Origin of the sequence: Halobacteriovorax sp. HLS (genome assembly GCF_004006665.1) — a bacterium.
Taxonomy (GTDB): domain Bacteria; phylum Bdellovibrionota; class Bacteriovoracia; order Bacteriovoracales; family Bacteriovoracaceae; genus Halobacteriovorax.
The window spans coordinates 480190-498608 of sequence record NZ_QOCL01000001.1 but is presented as its reverse complement, the minus strand read 5'-3'; the positions used below and the strand labels follow the sequence as shown (position 1 = coordinate 498608).

Annotated in this window: 18 protein-coding genes; 14 read left to right on the top strand and 4 right to left on the bottom strand. The window is 35.3% G+C overall.

The window, feature by feature from the left end; translation table 11 throughout:
• Positions 1 to 55 precede the first annotated feature (55 nt).
• Genes xseA through DPQ89_RS02445 form a run of 3 tightly spaced genes read left to right on the top strand, consistent with a single transcriptional unit; the run spans position 56 to position 3211 of the window.
• Positions 56 to 1345, top strand: a complete 1290-nt coding sequence (gene xseA / locus DPQ89_RS02455) for an exodeoxyribonuclease VII large subunit (protein WP_127714820.1) — start codon at positions 56 to 58, stop codon at positions 1343 to 1345.
• Positions 1342 to 2862, top strand: a complete 1521-nt coding sequence (locus tag DPQ89_RS02450; protein ID WP_127714817.1) for a histidine kinase dimerization/phospho-acceptor domain-containing protein — start codon at positions 1342 to 1344, stop codon at positions 2860 to 2862. The genes xseA and DPQ89_RS02450 overlap by 4 nt, the downstream gene beginning before the upstream one ends.
• Positions 2852 to 3211, top strand: a complete 360-nt coding sequence (locus DPQ89_RS02445) for a CrcB family protein (RefSeq protein WP_127714815.1) — start codon at positions 2852 to 2854, stop codon at positions 3209 to 3211. Before DPQ89_RS02450 ends, DPQ89_RS02445 begins: the two co-directional genes overlap by 11 nt.
• A 2-nt stretch (positions 3212 to 3213) precedes the next feature.
• On the opposite strand, the gene DPQ89_RS02440 is transcribed toward DPQ89_RS02445, so the two are convergent.
• The 3 genes from DPQ89_RS02440 to DPQ89_RS02430 all read right to left on the bottom strand — a co-directional run bounded on the left by DPQ89_RS02440 (position 3214) and on the right by DPQ89_RS02430 (position 6811).
• Positions 3214 to 4533: a PolC-type DNA polymerase III gene (locus tag DPQ89_RS02440; protein ID WP_127714813.1), complete on the bottom strand. Its 1320-nt coding sequence runs from the start codon at positions 4531 to 4533 to the stop codon at positions 3214 to 3216.
• A 92-nt stretch (positions 4534 to 4625) separates the two neighbouring features.
• Positions 4626 to 5447, bottom strand: a complete 822-nt coding sequence (locus DPQ89_RS02435) for a purine-nucleoside phosphorylase (RefSeq protein WP_127714811.1) — start codon at positions 5445 to 5447, stop codon at positions 4626 to 4628.
• A gap of 14 nt (positions 5448 to 5461) precedes the next feature.
• Positions 5462 to 6811 (bottom strand): thymidine phosphorylase, encoded by a 1350-nt coding sequence (locus tag DPQ89_RS02430; protein ID WP_127714809.1) that lies wholly within the window; start codon positions 6809 to 6811, stop codon positions 5462 to 5464.
• 118 nt (positions 6812 to 6929) lie between these two features.
• Here DPQ89_RS02430 and DPQ89_RS02425 point away from each other — a divergent pair, with 118 nt between their 5' ends.
• The 3 genes from DPQ89_RS02425 to DPQ89_RS02415 all read left to right on the top strand — a co-directional run bounded on the left by DPQ89_RS02425 (position 6930) and on the right by DPQ89_RS02415 (position 10280).
• Positions 6930 to 7361 (top strand): hypothetical protein, encoded by a 432-nt coding sequence (locus tag DPQ89_RS02425; protein WP_127714807.1) that lies wholly within the window; start codon positions 6930 to 6932, stop codon positions 7359 to 7361.
• Positions 7362 to 7459: 98 nt separating this feature from the next.
• Positions 7460 to 8680, top strand: coding sequence for a NupC/NupG family nucleoside CNT transporter (locus DPQ89_RS02420; RefSeq protein ID WP_127714805.1), 1221 nt, complete (start codon positions 7460 to 7462; stop codon positions 8678 to 8680).
• A gap of 19 nt (positions 8681 to 8699) precedes the next feature.
• A complete protein-coding gene (locus tag DPQ89_RS02415; RefSeq protein ID WP_127714803.1) occupies positions 8700 to 10280 on the top strand; it encodes an Rne/Rng family ribonuclease in 1581 nt (526 codons plus the stop codon).
• 23 nt (positions 10281 to 10303) lie between these two features.
• On the opposite strand, the gene DPQ89_RS02410 is transcribed toward DPQ89_RS02415, so the two are convergent.
• Complete coding sequence (locus tag DPQ89_RS02410; protein ID WP_127714801.1) at positions 10304 to 11524, bottom strand: CheR family methyltransferase; 1221 nt, start codon at positions 11522 to 11524, stop codon at positions 10304 to 10306.
• 129 nt (positions 11525 to 11653) lie between these two features.
• On the opposite strand from DPQ89_RS02410, the gene DPQ89_RS02405 reads away from it, so the two are divergent.
• The 8 genes from DPQ89_RS02405 (at position 11654) to DPQ89_RS02370 (ending at position 18392) form a co-directional block, all read left to right on the top strand.
• Positions 11654 to 12256: an LON peptidase substrate-binding domain-containing protein gene (locus tag DPQ89_RS02405; protein WP_127714799.1), complete on the top strand. Its 603-nt coding sequence runs from the start codon at positions 11654 to 11656 to the stop codon at positions 12254 to 12256.
• A gap of 172 nt (positions 12257 to 12428) precedes the next feature.
• Entirely contained in the window at positions 12429 to 13052 is a 624-nt protein-coding gene (gene rpsR / locus DPQ89_RS02400) for a 30S ribosomal protein S18 (RefSeq protein WP_127714797.1), read from the top strand.
• 18 nt (positions 13053 to 13070) lie between these two features.
• Complete coding sequence (locus DPQ89_RS02395) at positions 13071 to 14120, top strand: DUF2232 domain-containing protein (RefSeq protein ID WP_127714795.1); 1050 nt, start codon at positions 13071 to 13073, stop codon at positions 14118 to 14120.
• On the top strand, positions 14117 to 14731 hold the full coding sequence (gene rplI / locus DPQ89_RS02390; protein ID WP_127714793.1) for a 50S ribosomal protein L9: 615 nt from the start codon (positions 14117 to 14119) through the stop codon (positions 14729 to 14731). The genes DPQ89_RS02395 and rplI overlap by 4 nt, the downstream gene beginning before the upstream one ends.
• 77 nt (positions 14732 to 14808) lie before the next feature.
• Complete coding sequence (gene dnaB / locus DPQ89_RS02385; RefSeq protein ID WP_127714791.1) at positions 14809 to 16149, top strand: replicative DNA helicase; 1341 nt, start codon at positions 14809 to 14811, stop codon at positions 16147 to 16149.
• A gap of 6 nt (positions 16150 to 16155) precedes the next feature.
• Complete coding sequence (locus tag DPQ89_RS02380) at positions 16156 to 17319, top strand: chorismate-binding protein (protein WP_127714789.1); 1164 nt, start codon at positions 16156 to 16158, stop codon at positions 17317 to 17319.
• 348 nt (positions 17320 to 17667) lie between these two features.
• Positions 17668 to 17886 carry a hypothetical protein gene (locus DPQ89_RS02375; RefSeq protein ID WP_127714787.1) on the top strand — a complete coding sequence of 73 codons (219 nt, stop codon included), beginning with the start codon at positions 17668 to 17670 and terminating at the stop codon, positions 17884 to 17886.
• 185 nt (positions 17887 to 18071) lie between these two features.
• Entirely contained in the window at positions 18072 to 18392 is a 321-nt protein-coding gene (locus DPQ89_RS02370) for a hypothetical protein (RefSeq protein WP_127714785.1), read from the top strand.
• Positions 18393 to 18419 lie beyond the last annotated feature (27 nt).

The following is an 18419-nucleotide window of genomic DNA, read 5'->3' as shown; positions in this document are numbered from 1 at the left end:
GGGCCAAGTCAATTCGTACTTGGCCTATTTATAAAAAAATTGATAGTATTTGGACATGAATAATTTAAGATATGTCAGTGTTTCCTCCTTAGTAAATGAGTTGAAAGGTCTTCTCGAAGGTCAATTTCGATCAGTTTCAATTGAAGGAGAAATTACTAATCTATCTCTTTCTTCATCTGGCCATTACTACTTCACTATATCAGATAAGAATGCCTCTTTATCCGCATGTTTATTTAAAATGGATGCGATGAGAAATCCCGAAATAAGAACACTCAAGGATGGGGATAAAGTTCAATGTGTTGGAGGGATTGGTGTCTATGCAAAAAGAGGTACATTTCAAATTATTGTAAAGAGAATCACCAAACAAGGTAAGGGTGATCTAAAAGAACAATTTGAAATGTTAAAGAAAAAACTCGCTGCGGATGGTCTGTTTGATTTAGAAGTTAAAAAGGAAATACCTAAGCTTCCAAAACGAGTTGCCATTATTACAGCACTCAGAGGTGCTGCCCTTGCTGATTTTCTAAATATTATGAAAAGAAGAAGTCATTGGGTTGATGTGCTAGTTGTTCCAACTTTGGTTCAAGGAGATACTGCAGCCCAAGCAATTAGAAAGTCTCTATTCAATACTATAAAGTATTCGATGCAAGCACCAGAGGATAAGAAATTAGACGTCATTGTGTTAAGTCGAGGTGGTGGAAGCTTAGAGGATCTATGGTGCTTTAATGATGAGGCCCTCGCTTGGGATATATTTAATTGCCCTATACCTACGATAAGTGCGGTAGGACATCAAGTTGACTATTCTATTTGTGACTTTGTGAGTGACCTTAGGTGCGAAACACCATCTGCTGCTGCTCAAATTCTCAGTGAAGAACAATCAAGGCTAATCTCTAGACTCGAAAATTCAAGAAGACACTTAGTCATGAGTTCTAAGGAGATTATAAATTCTCGTAAAGACACAGTTTCTTTGGCCAGACCAGATAGACTATTATCAACAGTTCAAAGAAATCATACAAGACTTGCTCGACGTTTAGAAAAACTATCCCTCCATAAGAGAGAGGTTGAATTATTACATATTCACGATTATTGGTTTAGATTAGATGATCTGTCTAAACGGGCCTTATCTTCAATTGAGAAGAAAAAAGAAAATTTCGTAAATATTGTTGAAAAGAAACATGACCTTCTTTTAGCGCTAAATCCTAAGAATATTTTAAATAGAGGTTATAGCTACCTAAGTTCAACGGATGGAAGTGTTGTTAGTAGTATTGATGAATTTGATGATTTACCTAATCGCTCTGTTGTAGATATACATTTTCATGACGGAAAAAGAAAGGTCATTAAAGAATGAATCTCAAAACATACGCTACAAATATATGTGATCCTAAGTTTGAAGAATTTCTTTCTAGTTTAAATTGGAAGAAGAGTAATTCTCCAAAAGTATATTTTACCGATATTGCATGTGAAGGTATCTTAGGTTGGCAAGTTGCCTTAGAGTCTGACTTTGAAAGAGATAATGTCGTTCTTGTCAACGATTTCTCTGAAGAATCTATTGCAGGACTCTTGGCTTCTATTGCTAATGGTATTGAAAAAGATGTTGCCTATGAGTTAATGGAAGATGAAGCAAGGTTATTTGAATCTCTCTTTGAGTCTAGAATAACATCCTATGATGACTTTCCTTTAAATGAAATTTTAAGTTTCCTTTCAAATTGGAAAGAAATTTCAGAACACTCTGAAATAGAAAAAGTTAAATATTTTTTACTATCAACCTTAGATATTGAAGTTGAGGTAAAGACTTATGAGGATTTTACGAGTTCAGAAAACCTTGTAAAGTATTCGAATGTTTTAAGAGCTCATTCTAATAATTTAGATCTCTTTTATTGCTTTAAAGATGATGTTGAAATCGATGGTGAGTTTAAGCTTATTTTTACTCTCTTACTTATTTATCAGGATCAAAAACTAGAAAAAGAAAAACTTGAAAGTTATTCAAAGAGTGATTGGGAAATTATATTGAATTCATTATCTCTTCCGACTTGCCTCGTGAGTCAAAGAGGTGAGTTAGTCTTACATAATTCAACATTTTCTTCACTTGGTCTTTATGCGAATGACTGTTTAAAGCTTGATAATGGTGTAACTATAGAAATCCAAGATAATATTTATAAAGTATTTAAAGATTCTATAAGAGTAGGGGGAAAAGACTTTGAGTCTTTTGTTTTCATTACTAACAACGAATTGAAAAGAGAAGGTAATGTTACTATTTCTTCTGAAGAGTTAGGAATAATTTCAGGCTCAATCGCTCATGAACTTAATAATCCTATTGCAGGGATACTTGCTGCTCTTACTCTGCTTAAATTAGAAGACGATTTGGCAGATGACTCTCTTCTTATTTTAGAAGATATGGAATTAGGAGCTAAGCGTTGCAAGAAGTTGATCGAAGTCTTTTTAGGCTTTTCAAGATTGGATCCATTGAATTCTAAGTGCGATTCTCTTGAGAGCTCTCTTGAGCAGTCTTTGAGCCTGTTAAGGTCAAGGATGGTTGAATCAAATCTTAAAATGCATATTGAGTACAGGGTTGATGACTCATTTAAAAGACCTCTAAATAACTCGATTGCATCTATGATATTCTATCTTATTTTAAATGAAGGTTTTACACTCGGCCATCATCAAAAATTACTAATCAATGACTTGAATCAAATTGATGTATCAGTAATTGAAAGAGAGCATGAGATGAGTTTTTCCTTTTCCCCTGAGATAAAACTCTACGAACAGTTGCAAAACTCTAAGCTTTTTCTACATTTACTTAATATTCTTAATATTGAGATATTGACTAGAGAGGGGCGCATCTACTTGAGAAGTTATGACAATTGATATTTATAAAAGTACTGCAATTGTTTTTTTAGGAGGAGGCTTTGGAGCAAGTCTTCGATATTTTATTTCTTTGACGATTCTCAGCTATGGGCAAAGACCTTGGATAGGTACGCTAATAGCTAATGTCTTGGGTTGTACTTTATTTTTTGTATTGGAAAAATATGAACTTAAAGATCCTCAAATGCAGCTACTTTTAAAAACAGGAAAAATAGGGAGTCTAACAACATTTAGTACTTTCGCTTTTGAAATTGTAACACTTATTAAGGCCGGTAACTATAGTGAGTCGGCCTTAGTTTTTATTCTCAATATCTTATGTGGAGTTTTAATAGGATTATTCATTCTTAAATAATCCTAGATATACTCTTTTGGAAATTTATAATTGTTAGGATTCTTTTTGAAGAAATTTTCAAAATCTAGGAAGAATTGATCAGTTTGCTTTAAGGGAAGTCCCTTTTTGAAAATAAAGAGTATTTTTTCTGATTCTTTCTTACTCATTAAGTATGTATCAACAAACGCTTTATATTGAGGCAAGAAGTGTGTTGATTTAATTTTATTATTACTTAGTTTACTCGACTTAGAGTTTATATATTGAATCAGTTTTTTCTTATGGCCTGGAAACCTAAAAATTAGTTCTGATTTCTGATTCATCGCAAACACAGGGTAGATAATATATTGCTCAGGAACAAGGTGGTTAGTTATTATAAAGTCACCAAAGTTTACATCTAAAATATTACCGTCATTTATATCATCTTTTAAAGGTGGTTTCATCTCCGGTAAATGCTCTTTCCAAAGAAATCGAATAATCTCACCTTTATCGTTAGTATCAATCTTATTAAACAAATTATTGAAGTTAATTAGCGTTTCTACAAATGGACCAATTAACTTTATGGTCATATTCTTCCATGGTAACTCTTTTAGCTTCTGATAGAGGAACTCTTTTTCCCCTGAAGTATTTTTACATGGAAGAGCAAAAAGAATAACTCCATTCTCTCCTTTGAGAGTAACAATATGAGGAGTATGCAGCCTTTCAAACTTTGCCTTTATTTCACTAAGAGGAGTATCTGATTTAAAGTTGGCCCTATCAAGTTCATATCTACCTCTAGGGTAATAGAGGTGATTTATCTTATTAATACCCTTGTCTATAAAAATTTGAAGATAAATCTGTAGTAATTCTGCAGTTGCTAGGGCATCGTCGAGTGCCCTGTGGGCCTTTTTATGTTTGATCCCAAATACCTTGCTCATATAATTCAAGTTCGAATTCATTAAGTTAGGAATGAGATACTTTGTCATTAAATTAGTACACAAGCTCTTATTTTTTAAAATTGGCTTCTTTAGTCTTTTAAGAACAGAATTGAAAAAAGGAACATCGAAGCTGGTATTGTGAGCAACAAGAATAGTATCTCCCATAAACTCTAGAAGTTCATCAATGACATCTTCAATAAGAGGTGAGTCTTTAACATCTTCCGGTGTAATCGACGTCAGCTTTTGAATAAATTCAGGTATTTTAATTTCGGGTTGAATTAAATAGTTTTTCTGCTCTACAATTTCTAAATTTTTTATTTTTACGAGGCCGATTTCAATGATCTTGTCATTCTTATGGTTGCCTCCGGTCGTTTCTAAATCAAAGACACAAAATTCTAAATTTTTTATTAACTCAAGAGATTCGTTCATTTATTTCCTCACCGAGCATTCGCTCGCGTGTTATTACTTTATTATTGTATTCTACTACTTTAAAAAATTAAAGAGAGAATTATTTCCCTTACTTACAACTTACCAAACTTCTTTACTGAGTTTAGCAAGATATTAGAGAAGAGCTCCATTACCTTTAAAGCTTCATCCTTTATATGTTCGTGTTTAAGCACTACATTCTCGATTCCTGCTGCCATATTAGTCACGCAACTGATTCCACAAACTTTCATACCAATATGGTTTGCAGCAATACATTCTGGAACCGTACTCATACCTACTAAATCAGCTCCAATAATTCGAAGCATTTTAACTTCTGATGGTGTTTCATAAGTTGGGCCAAGCACGCCTGCGTATACACCAGACTTCATTTCATAATTTTGTTCTTTGGCACACGCTTTAACTATTTCTCTTAGTTCAGGGCAGTACGCTTTAGTCATATCAGGAAAACGTGGACCCATTTCGTTATCATTGTCACCAATAAGAGGATTTTTTGCCATCATGTTAATATGGTCTTCAATTGCAACTAATTCTCCCGCTCTATACTTCTCGTTAATTCCACCTGCTGCATTGGTAAGCACAAGTATTTCTGCTCCAAGTTTAGAAAGGAGTCTTGTTGGAAAAACTACGTCATCCATCGATAGACCTTCATAGCAATGAAATCTTCCTTGTAGAATTACGACTTCAACATTATCAACTTTTCCTATAATCAATCTTCCTTTATGACCTTCAACAGTCGTTCGATGGAAGTGAGGAATGTCGTTATAAGAAATAATTGTAGGGTTCTCAATTTTATCTACAAATGCTCCAAGTCCAGAGCCAAGAATAATACCGACTTTAGGCGAACACTTCTTTGTATCTTGAATATATTTTGCAGCTTCTGCTAGTTTCTTTTGCATGGTAAATTCCTAATTTAACAAATTGGGTTCTCATCTATGTCGTAGATAAGAGGTTTTAACGTTGTTGGCTTAGTGGCCTTAATCTTAATATTTTTAGAAAGAATCTCTTCTTCAATTGAAGTCACTGTCGACTCTTGTCCCTCATTATAGTAAAGAGTAATAAGCTTCTCGCCAGCTTTCACTTTTTCACCAATTCTTTTATGTATAATTAGTCCCACTCCAAAGTCGATAAGATCAGAGGTCTTCTTTCTCCCGCCACCAAGAGATACAATATGCTCACCAATTTCCTGACAGGCAATTGAAGTAATATATCCACTTTTTAAAGAAAGAACTTCTTTTTGGTGCTTGGCAATTGGTAGACGAGTGTAGTCATCAACGATTAGTTCATCTCCACCTTGATTCTTTATTAAATTTCTAAAGCTCTCTAGCGCCTTACCATTTTTTAACACTTCTTTAGCCTTTTTTATTCCTGCCTTATGGCTTTTTGCTAGTCCAGCTAGATAGACCATTCCTCCGGCCAATTGAACAGATACTTCAGTTATATCCTTTGGACCATTATTTTTTAGAGTCTCAATGCTTTCTATAATCTCTAGAGAGTTTCCAACAGCATCACCAAGAGGCTGATTCATATCAGTGATAATAGTCATCATTTTCTTATCAAAGCGTGTCGCTGTATCTCGTAAACTTTTCCCAAGGGCTTTGGCCCTTGCTCTGGTTTTCATGAAAGCACCCGAGCCTGTTTTGATATCCATCACAATACCGTTTGCACCTTCGGCCAACTTTTTACTCATAATCGATGCTGTAATTAGAGGGATACTTTCAACGGTAGCGGTAACATCCCTTAGAGCATATATTTTCTTATCGGCCGGAGCAATTTCTCCAGTTTGTCCAATAAGAGCGATTCCATCCTTTTCAACCGCCTTTTTAAAGTCTTCTAGTGAAAGAGTTGTTTGAAATCCTTTTACAGCTTCAATCTTGTCAACTGTACCACCTGTATGTCCTAGTCCTCTTCCGGCCATCATCGGAACTTTTACTCCACAGGCATGGGCAATAGGGGCAAGAATAAAAGAAGCTTTATCGCCAACGCCACCTGTACTATGTTTGTCGATTACATTTGTTCCTTCAAATTTTAATGTTTTTCCAGAATAGAGCATGGCATCTGTCAAAGATGCCGTTTCACTCTTGTCAAAACCTTGAAGGTAAATGGCCATTAAAAGAGCACTGGTCTGATAATCTGGAATGGACTTGTCAGTTACGCCACTAATAAACCACTTAATTTCTTCATCACTTAACTTGTGACCATCTCTTTTTTTCGAGATAATTTCGTAAGGTGTAAACTTTAATTCTAATTTCTTATTTTTCATGAACTTGACTCATTATTAAAAAAAACGCATCGTTATAGGGTAACTTTCTTTATGAAAGAATAAACATCATATTCTTCGGGTCTTTAACTGTAAATGGCCCGTTTAAGGCGGTTTTTAAATGTTAGTGAAATTTCGTAAGTACTCAATAGTTTTTATTAGTCTCTTTACATTACTCTTTACGCCTAGCGCATTTGCTGAGGCAAAGTCGAGTGACATTCTTGATGAGTCATTAGGGGATTTATCACTTGTTGGAGGAATGGGACTCGGGGGAGCAATCTTAGGACTTTCTACACTGTCATTTGTTGAAGAGCCAAAAGATCACCTTAAAAATATTTTAATCGGTGGTGCTTTCGGTGTAATTGTAGGGGTAGGAGTTGTTGCGTGGCAACAAGCGACAAAGAGTAAGGGAACTTACGAAAACCTCGGTAGTATTCCAACTGCAGAGTTTGGAACTTCTCAACGAGTTGCGTGGCAAAGCAAACAAAGTGAAAAGTCTTTTAGAAAGAATGCTAAGAACTTTCCAACATTTAGTTACGCATTTGATTTCTAATTATTTGTAATAACGCTTAATTTTGCTGTGCGTGAAATTTCTCTTTTCTATATAGCTCTGGTACTCTGATTTGAATTTATAAATCGGAGTATTTTTATATGGAAAGATTCATTTCTTTATTTGGTTTAATTGTAATGGTTTCGGCCGCAGTTTTAATGAGTAGTGATAGAAAGAAGATAAACTGGAGAACAGTTTTTTCCGGAATTACTCTACAAATAGTTCTAGGTTTAATTATTTTAAAAACCGATGTAGGGCAGAACTTCTTTGAATACGCCCGAGAATTTTTCGCTGGAATTCTATCTTACACAAATGAAGGCTCTAAATTTATCTTTGGAAGCTTTACAGATGTTAGTAAATTTGGCTTTGTTTTCTTTGTACAAGTTCTTCCAACAATTCTCTTTATGAGTGCTTTAATGTCCATTCTTTATCATGTCGGAGTAATGCAAATTGTAATTCGATTTATGGCCAAAGTGATGGTGAAAATAATGGGTACGTCTGGTGCTGAATCTTTAGCGGCAGCGGCCAATGTTTTTGCGGGGCAAACAGAGGCTCCACTAGTGATTCGACCATTTATTGGAAAGATGACTAAGTCAGAACTCATGGCCTTAATGACTGGAGGAATGGCAACAGTTGCTGGAGGTGTTCTAGCAGCTTATGTTGGGTTTGGAATTGATGCTGCTCACTTGTTAGCTGCTTCAGTTATGTCTGCACCAGCTGCACTTGTTTGTGCCAAAATTTTAGTTCCGGAAACTGAAGACTCACATACTCATGGAGATTTAAAGCTCAACGTAGAAAAGACAACTGCAAACTTAGTAGATGCGGCTGCACATGGTGCAAGTGAAGGTCTTCAATTAGCGCTAAATGTAGGGGCAATGTTATTGGCCTTCATTGCTTTAATTGCGATGGCCAATGGTCTTCTCGGTCTTGTTGGCGGATGGTTTGGATACCCAGAATTAACTTTAGAATTAATCTCTGGAGTTTTATTTGCTCCAGTAGCATGGCTAATGGGTGTTCCTTGGGCGGACTGTACAATAGTAGGTTCGCTACTTGGAAAGAAAATGATTTTAAATGAATTTGTAGCATATCTTGATTTAAAGGATATGATCACTGCAGGTTCTATATCTCAGCGTTCAATAAATATTTCTACATACGCCCTTTGTGGTTTTGCAAATTTCAGCTCAATTGCAATTCAAGTTGGTGGTATTGGTGTTCTTGCTCCAGAGAGAAGACAAGATTTAGCAAGACTAGGGTTTAAGTCAATGATTGGTGGAACAATTGCCTGTTTTATGACTGCTTGTATTGCGGGAATGTTTTTATAATTACTAATTAAGGAAAATCATGGCAAAGCAGCTAATAATTAATCAAACCCTGAACGAGTGCCGTGCGGTACTAATGGAAAATGGGGAGATTTTAGACTTTCTAATGGAGAGATCAACCGAAGGTGAGGGAAAAGTTCCTCAGGTAGGAGATATCTTTAAGGGGATTGTTCTAAGAGTTCTTCCGGGAATGCAATCGGCCTTCGTTGATATTGGCTGGGAAAAAGCGGCCTTTCTCTATGTTGATGATGCATATATACCTACGCTCGAAGAACAGCGTGAGATGGCAGAAAAAACTAAGAAGATGATAGAGTCTCAAGTTAGAGTTGGGGAAGTTATTCCAGATGAGTTCAGCACATTGAATGAATCGGTCAATATGAGGTTTAGACCTTCTCATACAACTATTGAGAGCTTTTTGAAGGAAGGGCAAGAAATACTTGTTCAGGTTGCAAAAGAGCCAATCTCTACGAAAGGACCAAGAATAACACGTCAGATTACTCTTGCTGGTAGACATGTTGTTTTTATGCCTTTTATTGAGCATACGGGTGTTTCAAGAAGAATTGAGAATGAGAGTGAAAGAGAGAGACTAAAAAATATTTTAGATGCTGTTAGACCTGAAGGGCAAGGAATTATTGCTCGTACGGTTGCCGAGGGGCAGAGCCAAAAAACTTTAAAGTCAGACTACAATATGCTGGTCAAGATTTGGAAAGAAATTCAAAAGAAATCTGAAAAATCTAAACCTTCGATGGTTTGCTATAGAGATCTAAATTTTATTCAAAGGCTTCTTAGAGATATTACTGATGAAGATGTTTCAGAAGTTATCGTCGACTCGAAAGAGAACCAAAAAGAAGTGGATAAGTTTTGTGCTAAATATCTTCCACTCATTAAAGGAAAGTCCAGACTCTATGATGAGCAGGCCCCTATTTTTGAAAAATATGGAATCGATATGGAAATCGAAAGGGCCATTAGTAATAAGGTTTACTTACGCTCTGGTGGATCTTTGAATATTGACCAAACAGAAGCACTCGTTTCAATTGATGTTAACACGGGAAAATTTGTAGGTAGAAAAAACTTAGAAGAAACAATTCTTAGAACTAATATGGAAGCAGTTAAAGAAATTGCTTATCAGTTACGTTTAAGAAACTGTGGTGGAATTATCATCATCGATTTTATTGATATGGAAAGAGAAGAACATAGAGTGACTGTTTATAATCACTTAATAGATGCTCTTAAGAAAGATCGTTCAAAAACTAATGTTCTTCCGATTTCTGGACTTGGACTTGTGGAAATGACAAGAAAGAGAACCAGGGATACTTTGACTCGTGTTCTTTGTGAACCTTGTCCATATTGTGAGGGAACGGGGAGAGTAAAGTCTACTCTTACTGTTTGTTATGATCTGATAAGAGAGCTTATTAAAGTTTTAGGAAAAGCAACGGGAACAAAAGTCTTCATATATGCGCATCCAGAAGTAACGGCCAGGCTATGTGGTGATGATTTAGATATGATCGAAAATTTAGAAGAAGCCTATGGGAAGTCTCTACAAATTAGATCTGAAAATAACTATCATATTGAACAATACGAAATATTTTCTCAAGAGTTTTAGTGCTTAAGGAGACATAAGTCTCCTTAAACTCTTTTAAATACCCCATCTGATACTTTCTCGAATGAATTATGATCAATTTTCTGTTTAATATTCACGAATAGTAGACCATCTTTTTTTAATTTCATCGCGAAATTATCAGTAATTCTTTGTATATCTTTGTTTGAAAAGTACATGAGCACATTTAAACAAATGACCAAATCAAATTTTTTTTCTAATGATAAGATCTTTCTTAAATCTCGAGTTTCAAAAAAGCAGTTGTCCTTGATGATATTTGATATAGTAAAGTGATTGGCATTAACCTTTAATTTACTTTGATAAATATTAGGTATGAACTTTTGTTCAATTATTTTGTATTCCCCTTTCTTTGCTATTTCAATACTTTTAGAATCTACATCGATACCTGTAATCTTATATTTTAATGAGTTGGAGTATTCTTTTAAAAAGAGCGCAATACTATAAGGCTCTTGACCTGTTGAGCATCCAGCACTAAGTACTTCTAGCTTTTGAAGGTCTTGCCTATTTTTAACAAAGTCTAATATTTCTCTTTGTAGAGTAGAGTAGCGAAACCATTCTGTAGTATGATTTGTAATTTTTGAGATTAGCTCTTGAGAAATTTTTTGTTTTGATAAAACTAAGTCTTTATATTCTATGTAGTCTGTTATTCCTAAGGCTCTCATATGTGAGCGTATTTCAGCATGAAACACAGATGCTCTGGTCTCCGACTCATTGCCAGTTTTAAAAGTTATATATTCAAAAATTTCATCAATACCTTTTATATTCGAAGGATCATAAGTTTTTAAGGTGACTTCAAAAGTTGAAGTATTAAATGTTATCTCTCTTCCAAATTTACCTCGAATATTTCGATCTAGAATTGGAATTCCATGTTTATCGAGAGTGTCTATCGCAATAGAAATATTGTTCTGACATAATTGCAATCCAGTGTATTTATCCCCAGTGACATTTGCTCCTCCGTATATTTTCGCTTTTAAGGAAGCTCGCATAGAGCCATTTTGTAGAAACTTTTGAATTAGGTTTTCAATTGCAAAAATACCGTATTCATTCTCATGATGCTTAGAATTTTGCTCAGGAAATGAATTAAGATAATGGCAAATTCCACTTGTCATTTTAATAGGGTCAAAAATTATAACCGAAACGCAAGAACCTAGAGTGGTAGATATTAAAGATGGTGTTGTTCTAAAGTAAAGTCCACCCGGTGGAAGAAACTCAGATTTTAAGTTTTTCATTTAGGTATTATAGCTTAAAAAAATATCAATTATTGTATGGCCAGCTTTAATTATTCTTAAGATTTTGTTCAAGCGATTAATTCGTTAGACTCTATTGCTCAGTTCTGTCCTTGGGTTTACTATCTGTTTATGAAAAAGACTGTGAACCTATTTCCATTAACTAAGATTTCTCTTCAGACCGGGATTCAAAGGCCGCTAAATATTTTTGAGCCCCGCTATTTAAAAATGATTGAAGATTCAATTCAAACAGAGACTCCGGTTGCTCTCGTTTACGGTAAAAGTGAACTTGAACCTGGAGATATTTCAATTGAGCATGAGATCTTTAGCTGTATTAAGCCGGTTGCTGGCTTTGGTTTACCTCGATTGATTCAAAAAAGTGATGACGGAAGTATGGTCATCATGCTTCCTGGGGAAGGAAAGGCCCGCATAACTAAGATTGTTACCAATGATAAGCCTTATCTCACCGCTGAATATGAAATTATAAATGAAGTTCAAAAACTAGAATGTGAAAATGTTTTATTGATGAGAAGATTATCGACCTGTCTTGAGAAATGGATTTGTTCAAATGTCAAAATGCAGGGGCAAAAAGATGTTTTGCTGGGCCACCTTAATGAACCTTGTAGGATAGTCGGTCTCTATGTTGAGCTTTTGATAGCCTGTCCTGACACAAAGCAGAAGGTCTTAGAAATTGATGATATTAACGAAAAAATTCAATATCTTGCGCTAATGTGATCACTCATGTTCTTTATTATTGATAACACAGTAATTACAGGTAGTTATTATGCGTCAATAATCTTCCATATCCGTTTACCTTTTACTTCATTTTTGCTATCTTGTGCGAACATTTAAGAAGAATCTCGCTCTAACCGCCGGGTTAGGGCCATAAATTGTCCGGGAGGTTTACATGATTTATGAATTGGCCATCGTGGCTAAGACGGAAGCTACAGAAGAACAAAGAGCAGCAGTTAATACAATGGTTGCTGAAGTAGTTTCAGAATTTAAAGGTGAAGTTTTATTAACTGATGATTGGGGTAACAAGCACTTTGCTCAAGCCACTTCAAACGGTATTAAGACAGGTCACTATCTTTACCTAGTTGTTTCTGGAAACGGTGACGCTCTTAAAGAAATTGAAAGACGTCTAAAGAACAACGAACTTATCCTTAAGAAAATTTTCGTAAAAGTTGGCGACACTAAAGAAGAAGGTGAAAAATTCGCTAAAACTTTTAAGTCTCCATTTTCTAAGAAATTTAATGGATCAATCGTTGATGACGGTGATGCAGATAAAGATCTTGAAAAAGATAAGAAGAGATTTGCAAGAAGAAAAGCATGTTGGTTTGCTGCAAACTGTATAACTCCAGATTGGAAAGATCCTAAGACTTACGGTTGGTTAATCAATGAATTTGGTAAGATCAATCCAGGCCGTGTTTCAGGTATCAGTCGTAAGAGTCATAGACTTGCTGACGCTGCTATTAAAAGAGCGAGAAACATGGGTCTAGTTAGTCACATTACTAATACTTTTGCTGAATAATTAGGGTTTTAAGTAAAAATGAATTCTGACCAAGATAATACATACGTTAAAACATCTACCAACTCGAAGGAGAAGGTAATTGGTGATTTAACTAATGGGAAGCTCATCTTCTTAGGTGTCGTTTCTTTGATATTATCTTCTTTAGGACCATTATGTGTGTTTGCACTTGTTCCACTTTCTACAGCTTTTCTACTCTATGGAGCGAAGAAGACTTGGATAATGACTCTATCAATTGGGGCAATTATTCTTGCGATATCTATTGCAATTCCAAGTTTAGCAGGCTTTCAAAGTTTAGGAGTTGGCTTTAATGTTCTAGCATTAATGGCCTATTTAACGGCTAATGTAGTTTGGAAAAAAGTAAACCCTGTTATAGGTCTTATAAAGAACGGCTTTTTTATTTTTACATTAATATCACTTATTGTAGGTGGGATTTTAATTGTCAGTGAAAAATCTGCAATTGATCTGGTTACAGAGCAAGTTCAAGTAATTGGACAAACTATAAAATCAAGTCCTAGCTATAATGAAATTATGGCAACTGGCGGTGCTCAAGCCGATGATTGGGCCTATATAATTAAGTACCCTAAAGAGATCGCGACTAGAATTTTAGAGCTTTCAATTGGAGGGGCCTTTGTTGGAGTTTTCTTTATTCTGTGGATGTCACAATTCATGCTTATGAGAAACTCACGTATTTGGAAATCAATTCATGATTATCCTTTTACAATGAAGGATTTTGTGCGCTTTAAAGTGCCTGAACAATTTATATTCATACTAATTTTAGCCATGGCGTTCATTCCTCTTGGAACTTATGTTTTAAAGAGTGAGCTTCTTACTTTAGTTGGGTGGAATGTTGTTTATGCATTAGCTATCTTTTACTTTTTTCAAGGTTTTGGAATCGTCTCGGACGCGCTTGATAAATTTAGAATTTTCGGATTCTTTAGAAGCTTTATAGTCATCTTTTCAATCTTTGCAGGATATCAAGTTCTTGCTCTGTTGGGAGTGTTAGACTTATGGGTGAATTTTAGAAAGTTCTTACAAAAAAAAAATAATAATGAAGGAGATATAATATGAAAGTTATCTTAACTGAGAGAGTAAATACTCTTGGAAATATCGGGGAAATCGTTAACGTATCTAGCGGTTATGCTAGAAACTACCTTATCCCAGGTAAATTTGCAGTACTTGCTGATGATGCAAATACAAAACAATTAAACCACCACCAAAAAGTTCTTGCTAAGAAGATCGCTGAAGAAAAAGCTGCAGCATCTGTAATTGCAAAGAAAATTGAAGGTAGAACAATCGAATTCGTAAGAAAAGTTGCTGGTTCAGGTAAACTTTTTGGTGCTGTTTCTAACTTAGAAATCGCTAAAGAATTTGCAAAAGAAGAGATCTCTCTTGAGAAGAGAATGATTTCTGTATCTGCTCCAATCAAAGCTTTAGGAACATTTGATGTTGTTGCTAAACTTGTTGATGGTGTTGAAGCTTCTTTCAAAGTAAATGTTGTAATCGATCCTGTTCAAGCAGAAGAGATGAAAAAGAAGCACGAAGATGCTGAAAGAAAGAAAGCTGCTGCTGCAGAAGCTGCTGCTAACGGTGAGACTGTTGAAGTTGAAACTGAAGAAGTAAAAGAGCTTACTGAAGAAGAAAAACTTAAAGAAGAAGCTAACAGAATTTTAAGATCATAATTGATCTTATTGTTTGGGCCTAGAGCTTGCTCTAGGCCTTGTTTTTAAATCCCCCTCAAATTATTCAGGAGAAAGTTATGGAGAGAAATCTCAAGCAACTTCCACACGATCTATTAGCAGAAAAATCATTACTTGGTTGTCTAATTATGGATGGTAATTCTTTTGATGAAATGAGTGATTTAAAACTAAAGAGAGAGGACTTCTATCATCCTCAATATGGCGTAATCTATGAAGCCATTACTGACTTAAATAATAGTAGCCAACCAATTGATCTCATTACTGTTTGCTCTAAATTAACCGAACTAGGTAAAATTGAAGAAGTAGGTGGTCAAGCTTCCGTTATGGGAATTGTAGAAGATCAAGCCTCTGCCGCAAATATTTATCATTACGCTAAGGTTGTTAAAGATAAATCCAGTATGCGCGAGGTTGTCCGGACTGCGGAGAGAGTCGCGGCCATGGGTTATGACTTCGGTGGTAAGCCTGAAGACTTTATTCAAGAAGTAGAGTCTAGTTTTTTTAAATTAACTAATGAGGCCAAGTCTGGAAAGATGCAGAAACTAAACTCCTGCCTCAAACTTAATCTAAAAGAGCTTGAAGATACTTCTAGAAAGCCAGGAGAGATTCATGGACTGACTACAGGGTATCCTAAAGTTGATGAGATGTTATTAGGTCTCCAACCTGGCCAGCTCATTGTACTTGCTGCTCGTCCTGCTATGGGGAAAACGGCTTTGGCCCTTAACTTCGCACAAAATGCTTGTGCCGCCTCTGGTCTACCTGTGGCAATTTTCTCTCTGGAGATGTTATCTAACGAACTTTCAATGCGTCTTCTTTCTCAAAAAGCAAAAGTAGACTCTAAGAGAATTAGGCAAAAGAACTTCTTAGATACTGACCTTAGAAGTATTGGTAAAGCGGTTCAAGAACTTTCACAATATCCGATCTATATAAATGATTCTGGTGATTCAACTATCTTAGATATTCAGTCTCAGTGTCGTAAAATTAAGACTGAGTCCGGTATTGGTTTAATAATAATTGATTACCTTCAGTTAATGAGTGCTAGTACTAAAAACCTTCCTAGAGAACAGCAGATCTCTGAAATGTCTAGGGGTCTAAAGTCCATGGCAAAGGAACTTGGTTGTCCAGTGATTGCACTTTCCCAGCTTAACCGTGGTGTTGAGGCAAGACCTAATAAACGTCCGATGACTTCTGACTTAAGGGAATCTGGTGCAATTGAGCAGGATGCTGATATTATTATGTTCGTTTATAGAGATGAATATTATAACCCTGATACAAAAGAGCCTGGAATAGCTGAGATTATAGTTGGTAAAAACCGTGCTGGTGAAACAGGGACGGCCAAATTATCTTGGGTAGGTCCTTATACTAGTTTCGAGAATCCTGCTTTTTCTACTGATGATAACTAGTTTACTATGTGGTCAACTTTTTGGGATGGTGAGAAATTTACTCGTTATTCAAAACCTTTAAAGGCTAAGGCCTATTATCTCAATCATTATATTGACCTTCTCACGGGAGCTTCACACCCATTTAAGTTTGATCAATTTAAAGAATATTTGGAGACAATAAAGCTTCAGACAACAGAGTTTGAAGCTAAGAGAATCTTTCATTTATTTTATGAAGCTGGATATGAATTTAATGATCTTGAATTTTCTTCAGATGATACTCTCTTGGTTTTAGAGTTAGAGTATGAGCGACAAGACAAGTGGACTCCGATCACTTCTTCAACAGAGATCAGCCTAAGACCTTTAAAGGGTGTTCATAAAAGAAAGTATAAAGAAGATTTTAAAAAAGTTCAGCGACATTTGAAAAATGGAGACTGTTATCAAGTAAACCTTACTTATGATTTCGAGTTTGCAATTAATGAAGATTATTCAGCAGATGACATATGTTCAAAGCTCTGGGCAAAACGAGAAAATATCTCTCCTTATGCGCATGCCACTTTTGTTGAAGAATTAGACCTTTTACTACTAAGTAATTCGCCTGAATGTTTATTTAACTCAAGAGTAGAAAGTACGGAACCAGTTATTTGGTCAATGCCAATAAAAGGAACCCTGCCTCGAACAGAAAATTGGAAAAGAGACTGGGAAAAACTCCTATCGTCTAATAAAGACCAAGCCGAATTAAATATGATTACTGACCTTTTGAGAAATGATCTAACTCGAATTGAACTAAGCGCCTCTAGAGTTGTTAAAAAAAATGAACCTCTTTTAGTACCTAAAATTATTCATCAGTATTCCCTTATAACCACGAGGCTTTCTCAGGATGCTAATCTCTTAAAGGTAGTTCGCGCCATGTTTCCTGGGGGGAGTATAACGGGGGCACCAAAACTTAAAGTAATGCAAATAATTAAGGACATAGAAAAGAGAAATAGAGGGGCGTACTGCGGAAGTACAATACTAATGGCCAATAGAATGTGTAACTCTTCCATTAATATCAGAACGGCCGTTGTTGATCTTAAAAATAGAAAACTTAATTATAGTGCTGGTGGAGGCATTACATTATTGAGTAACTGTGAAGATGAGTTCTTAGAAATGCATTTGAAAAAAGATTCTTTTATAAAGATTCTTATCTCATAGATTAGTATTACTTATTGATTAATAGAGCATTTTGTCGAAGTTCTACATTCCGATCGTGATATTTTAAAGTTTCAATTAACAAATCATTGTAAGAAAGCCAGATTAAATAGTTGATAAAATTATTCTTAATCCTCTAAAATCAGTACTTTAGTTCTTTTTTATTTATCTAATAAAGTCTTACAATTCGCTGTAAGATGATGCAAATATTTGACACTCTGAAACAGGATTAGATAACATTTTTATGCACCATAAGAAATGAGGCCATCGGCATGGATAGGCATAACTAATATTAGGAATAAGATCTTCCTAAAGTTATAGCAGCTGATGATAGGTACAAAGGAGTGTAAAGTGTCACAACAAGATTTGGCCAAGACGGCAGAATTGAATTCGCAAACTTCCAGTATGGATGAAAAGGTTTCGTTTTCGACTCTTTCAGAAATGACGGGATTTCCAGTTGAGTTTATTAAGAAAGAACTTCTTATAGACGAGGAACCTGTTTCAATGTCCCTACTCAGAAAATCAATGGCCACTTATTTGGAGTCAACGATCGAGTTTGTAAAAAGCTAGTTGATGACACTCTTAAGCCTTGGGCGGGGAAACATAGGAGTTGTTTTCAATTTAAGAGTAGACATCTATTTAATGGACCCGGCCTAGTGCCGGGTCTTTTTTTATCTAAAAGTTTGTAAAATTTATCTACACCGATACATACTCTTTTAATAATGATTTAAAGCGCCATCTTTTTGGAGAAAGCTATGAAATTATTATTACTATTTACAATATTATTAAGTCTACCAGTTAGCGCTTCTACTAAGCGTACATATAAGTGTTCAAATCCAAGATCTCTGGATAAGGGATTAAATCTCACAGTTCTAGATTCAGGTGATGCTTTAATCGAGTATAATCACGAAATAATCTATCTTACTTCTTTGTCTGAAAATAGAGAGGGGATTTCTTTTAAAACGGAAAGAGGTGATTTTTTGAAATTATCTTTTGATAATGAAGGTTTAAGTCTTCAAAACTTAAATGAGATCATTTCCGTCAATTACTATCGTGCCAACTGTAGAGCACTATAAGAAAAATATTTAGGGCTAACTTATAGA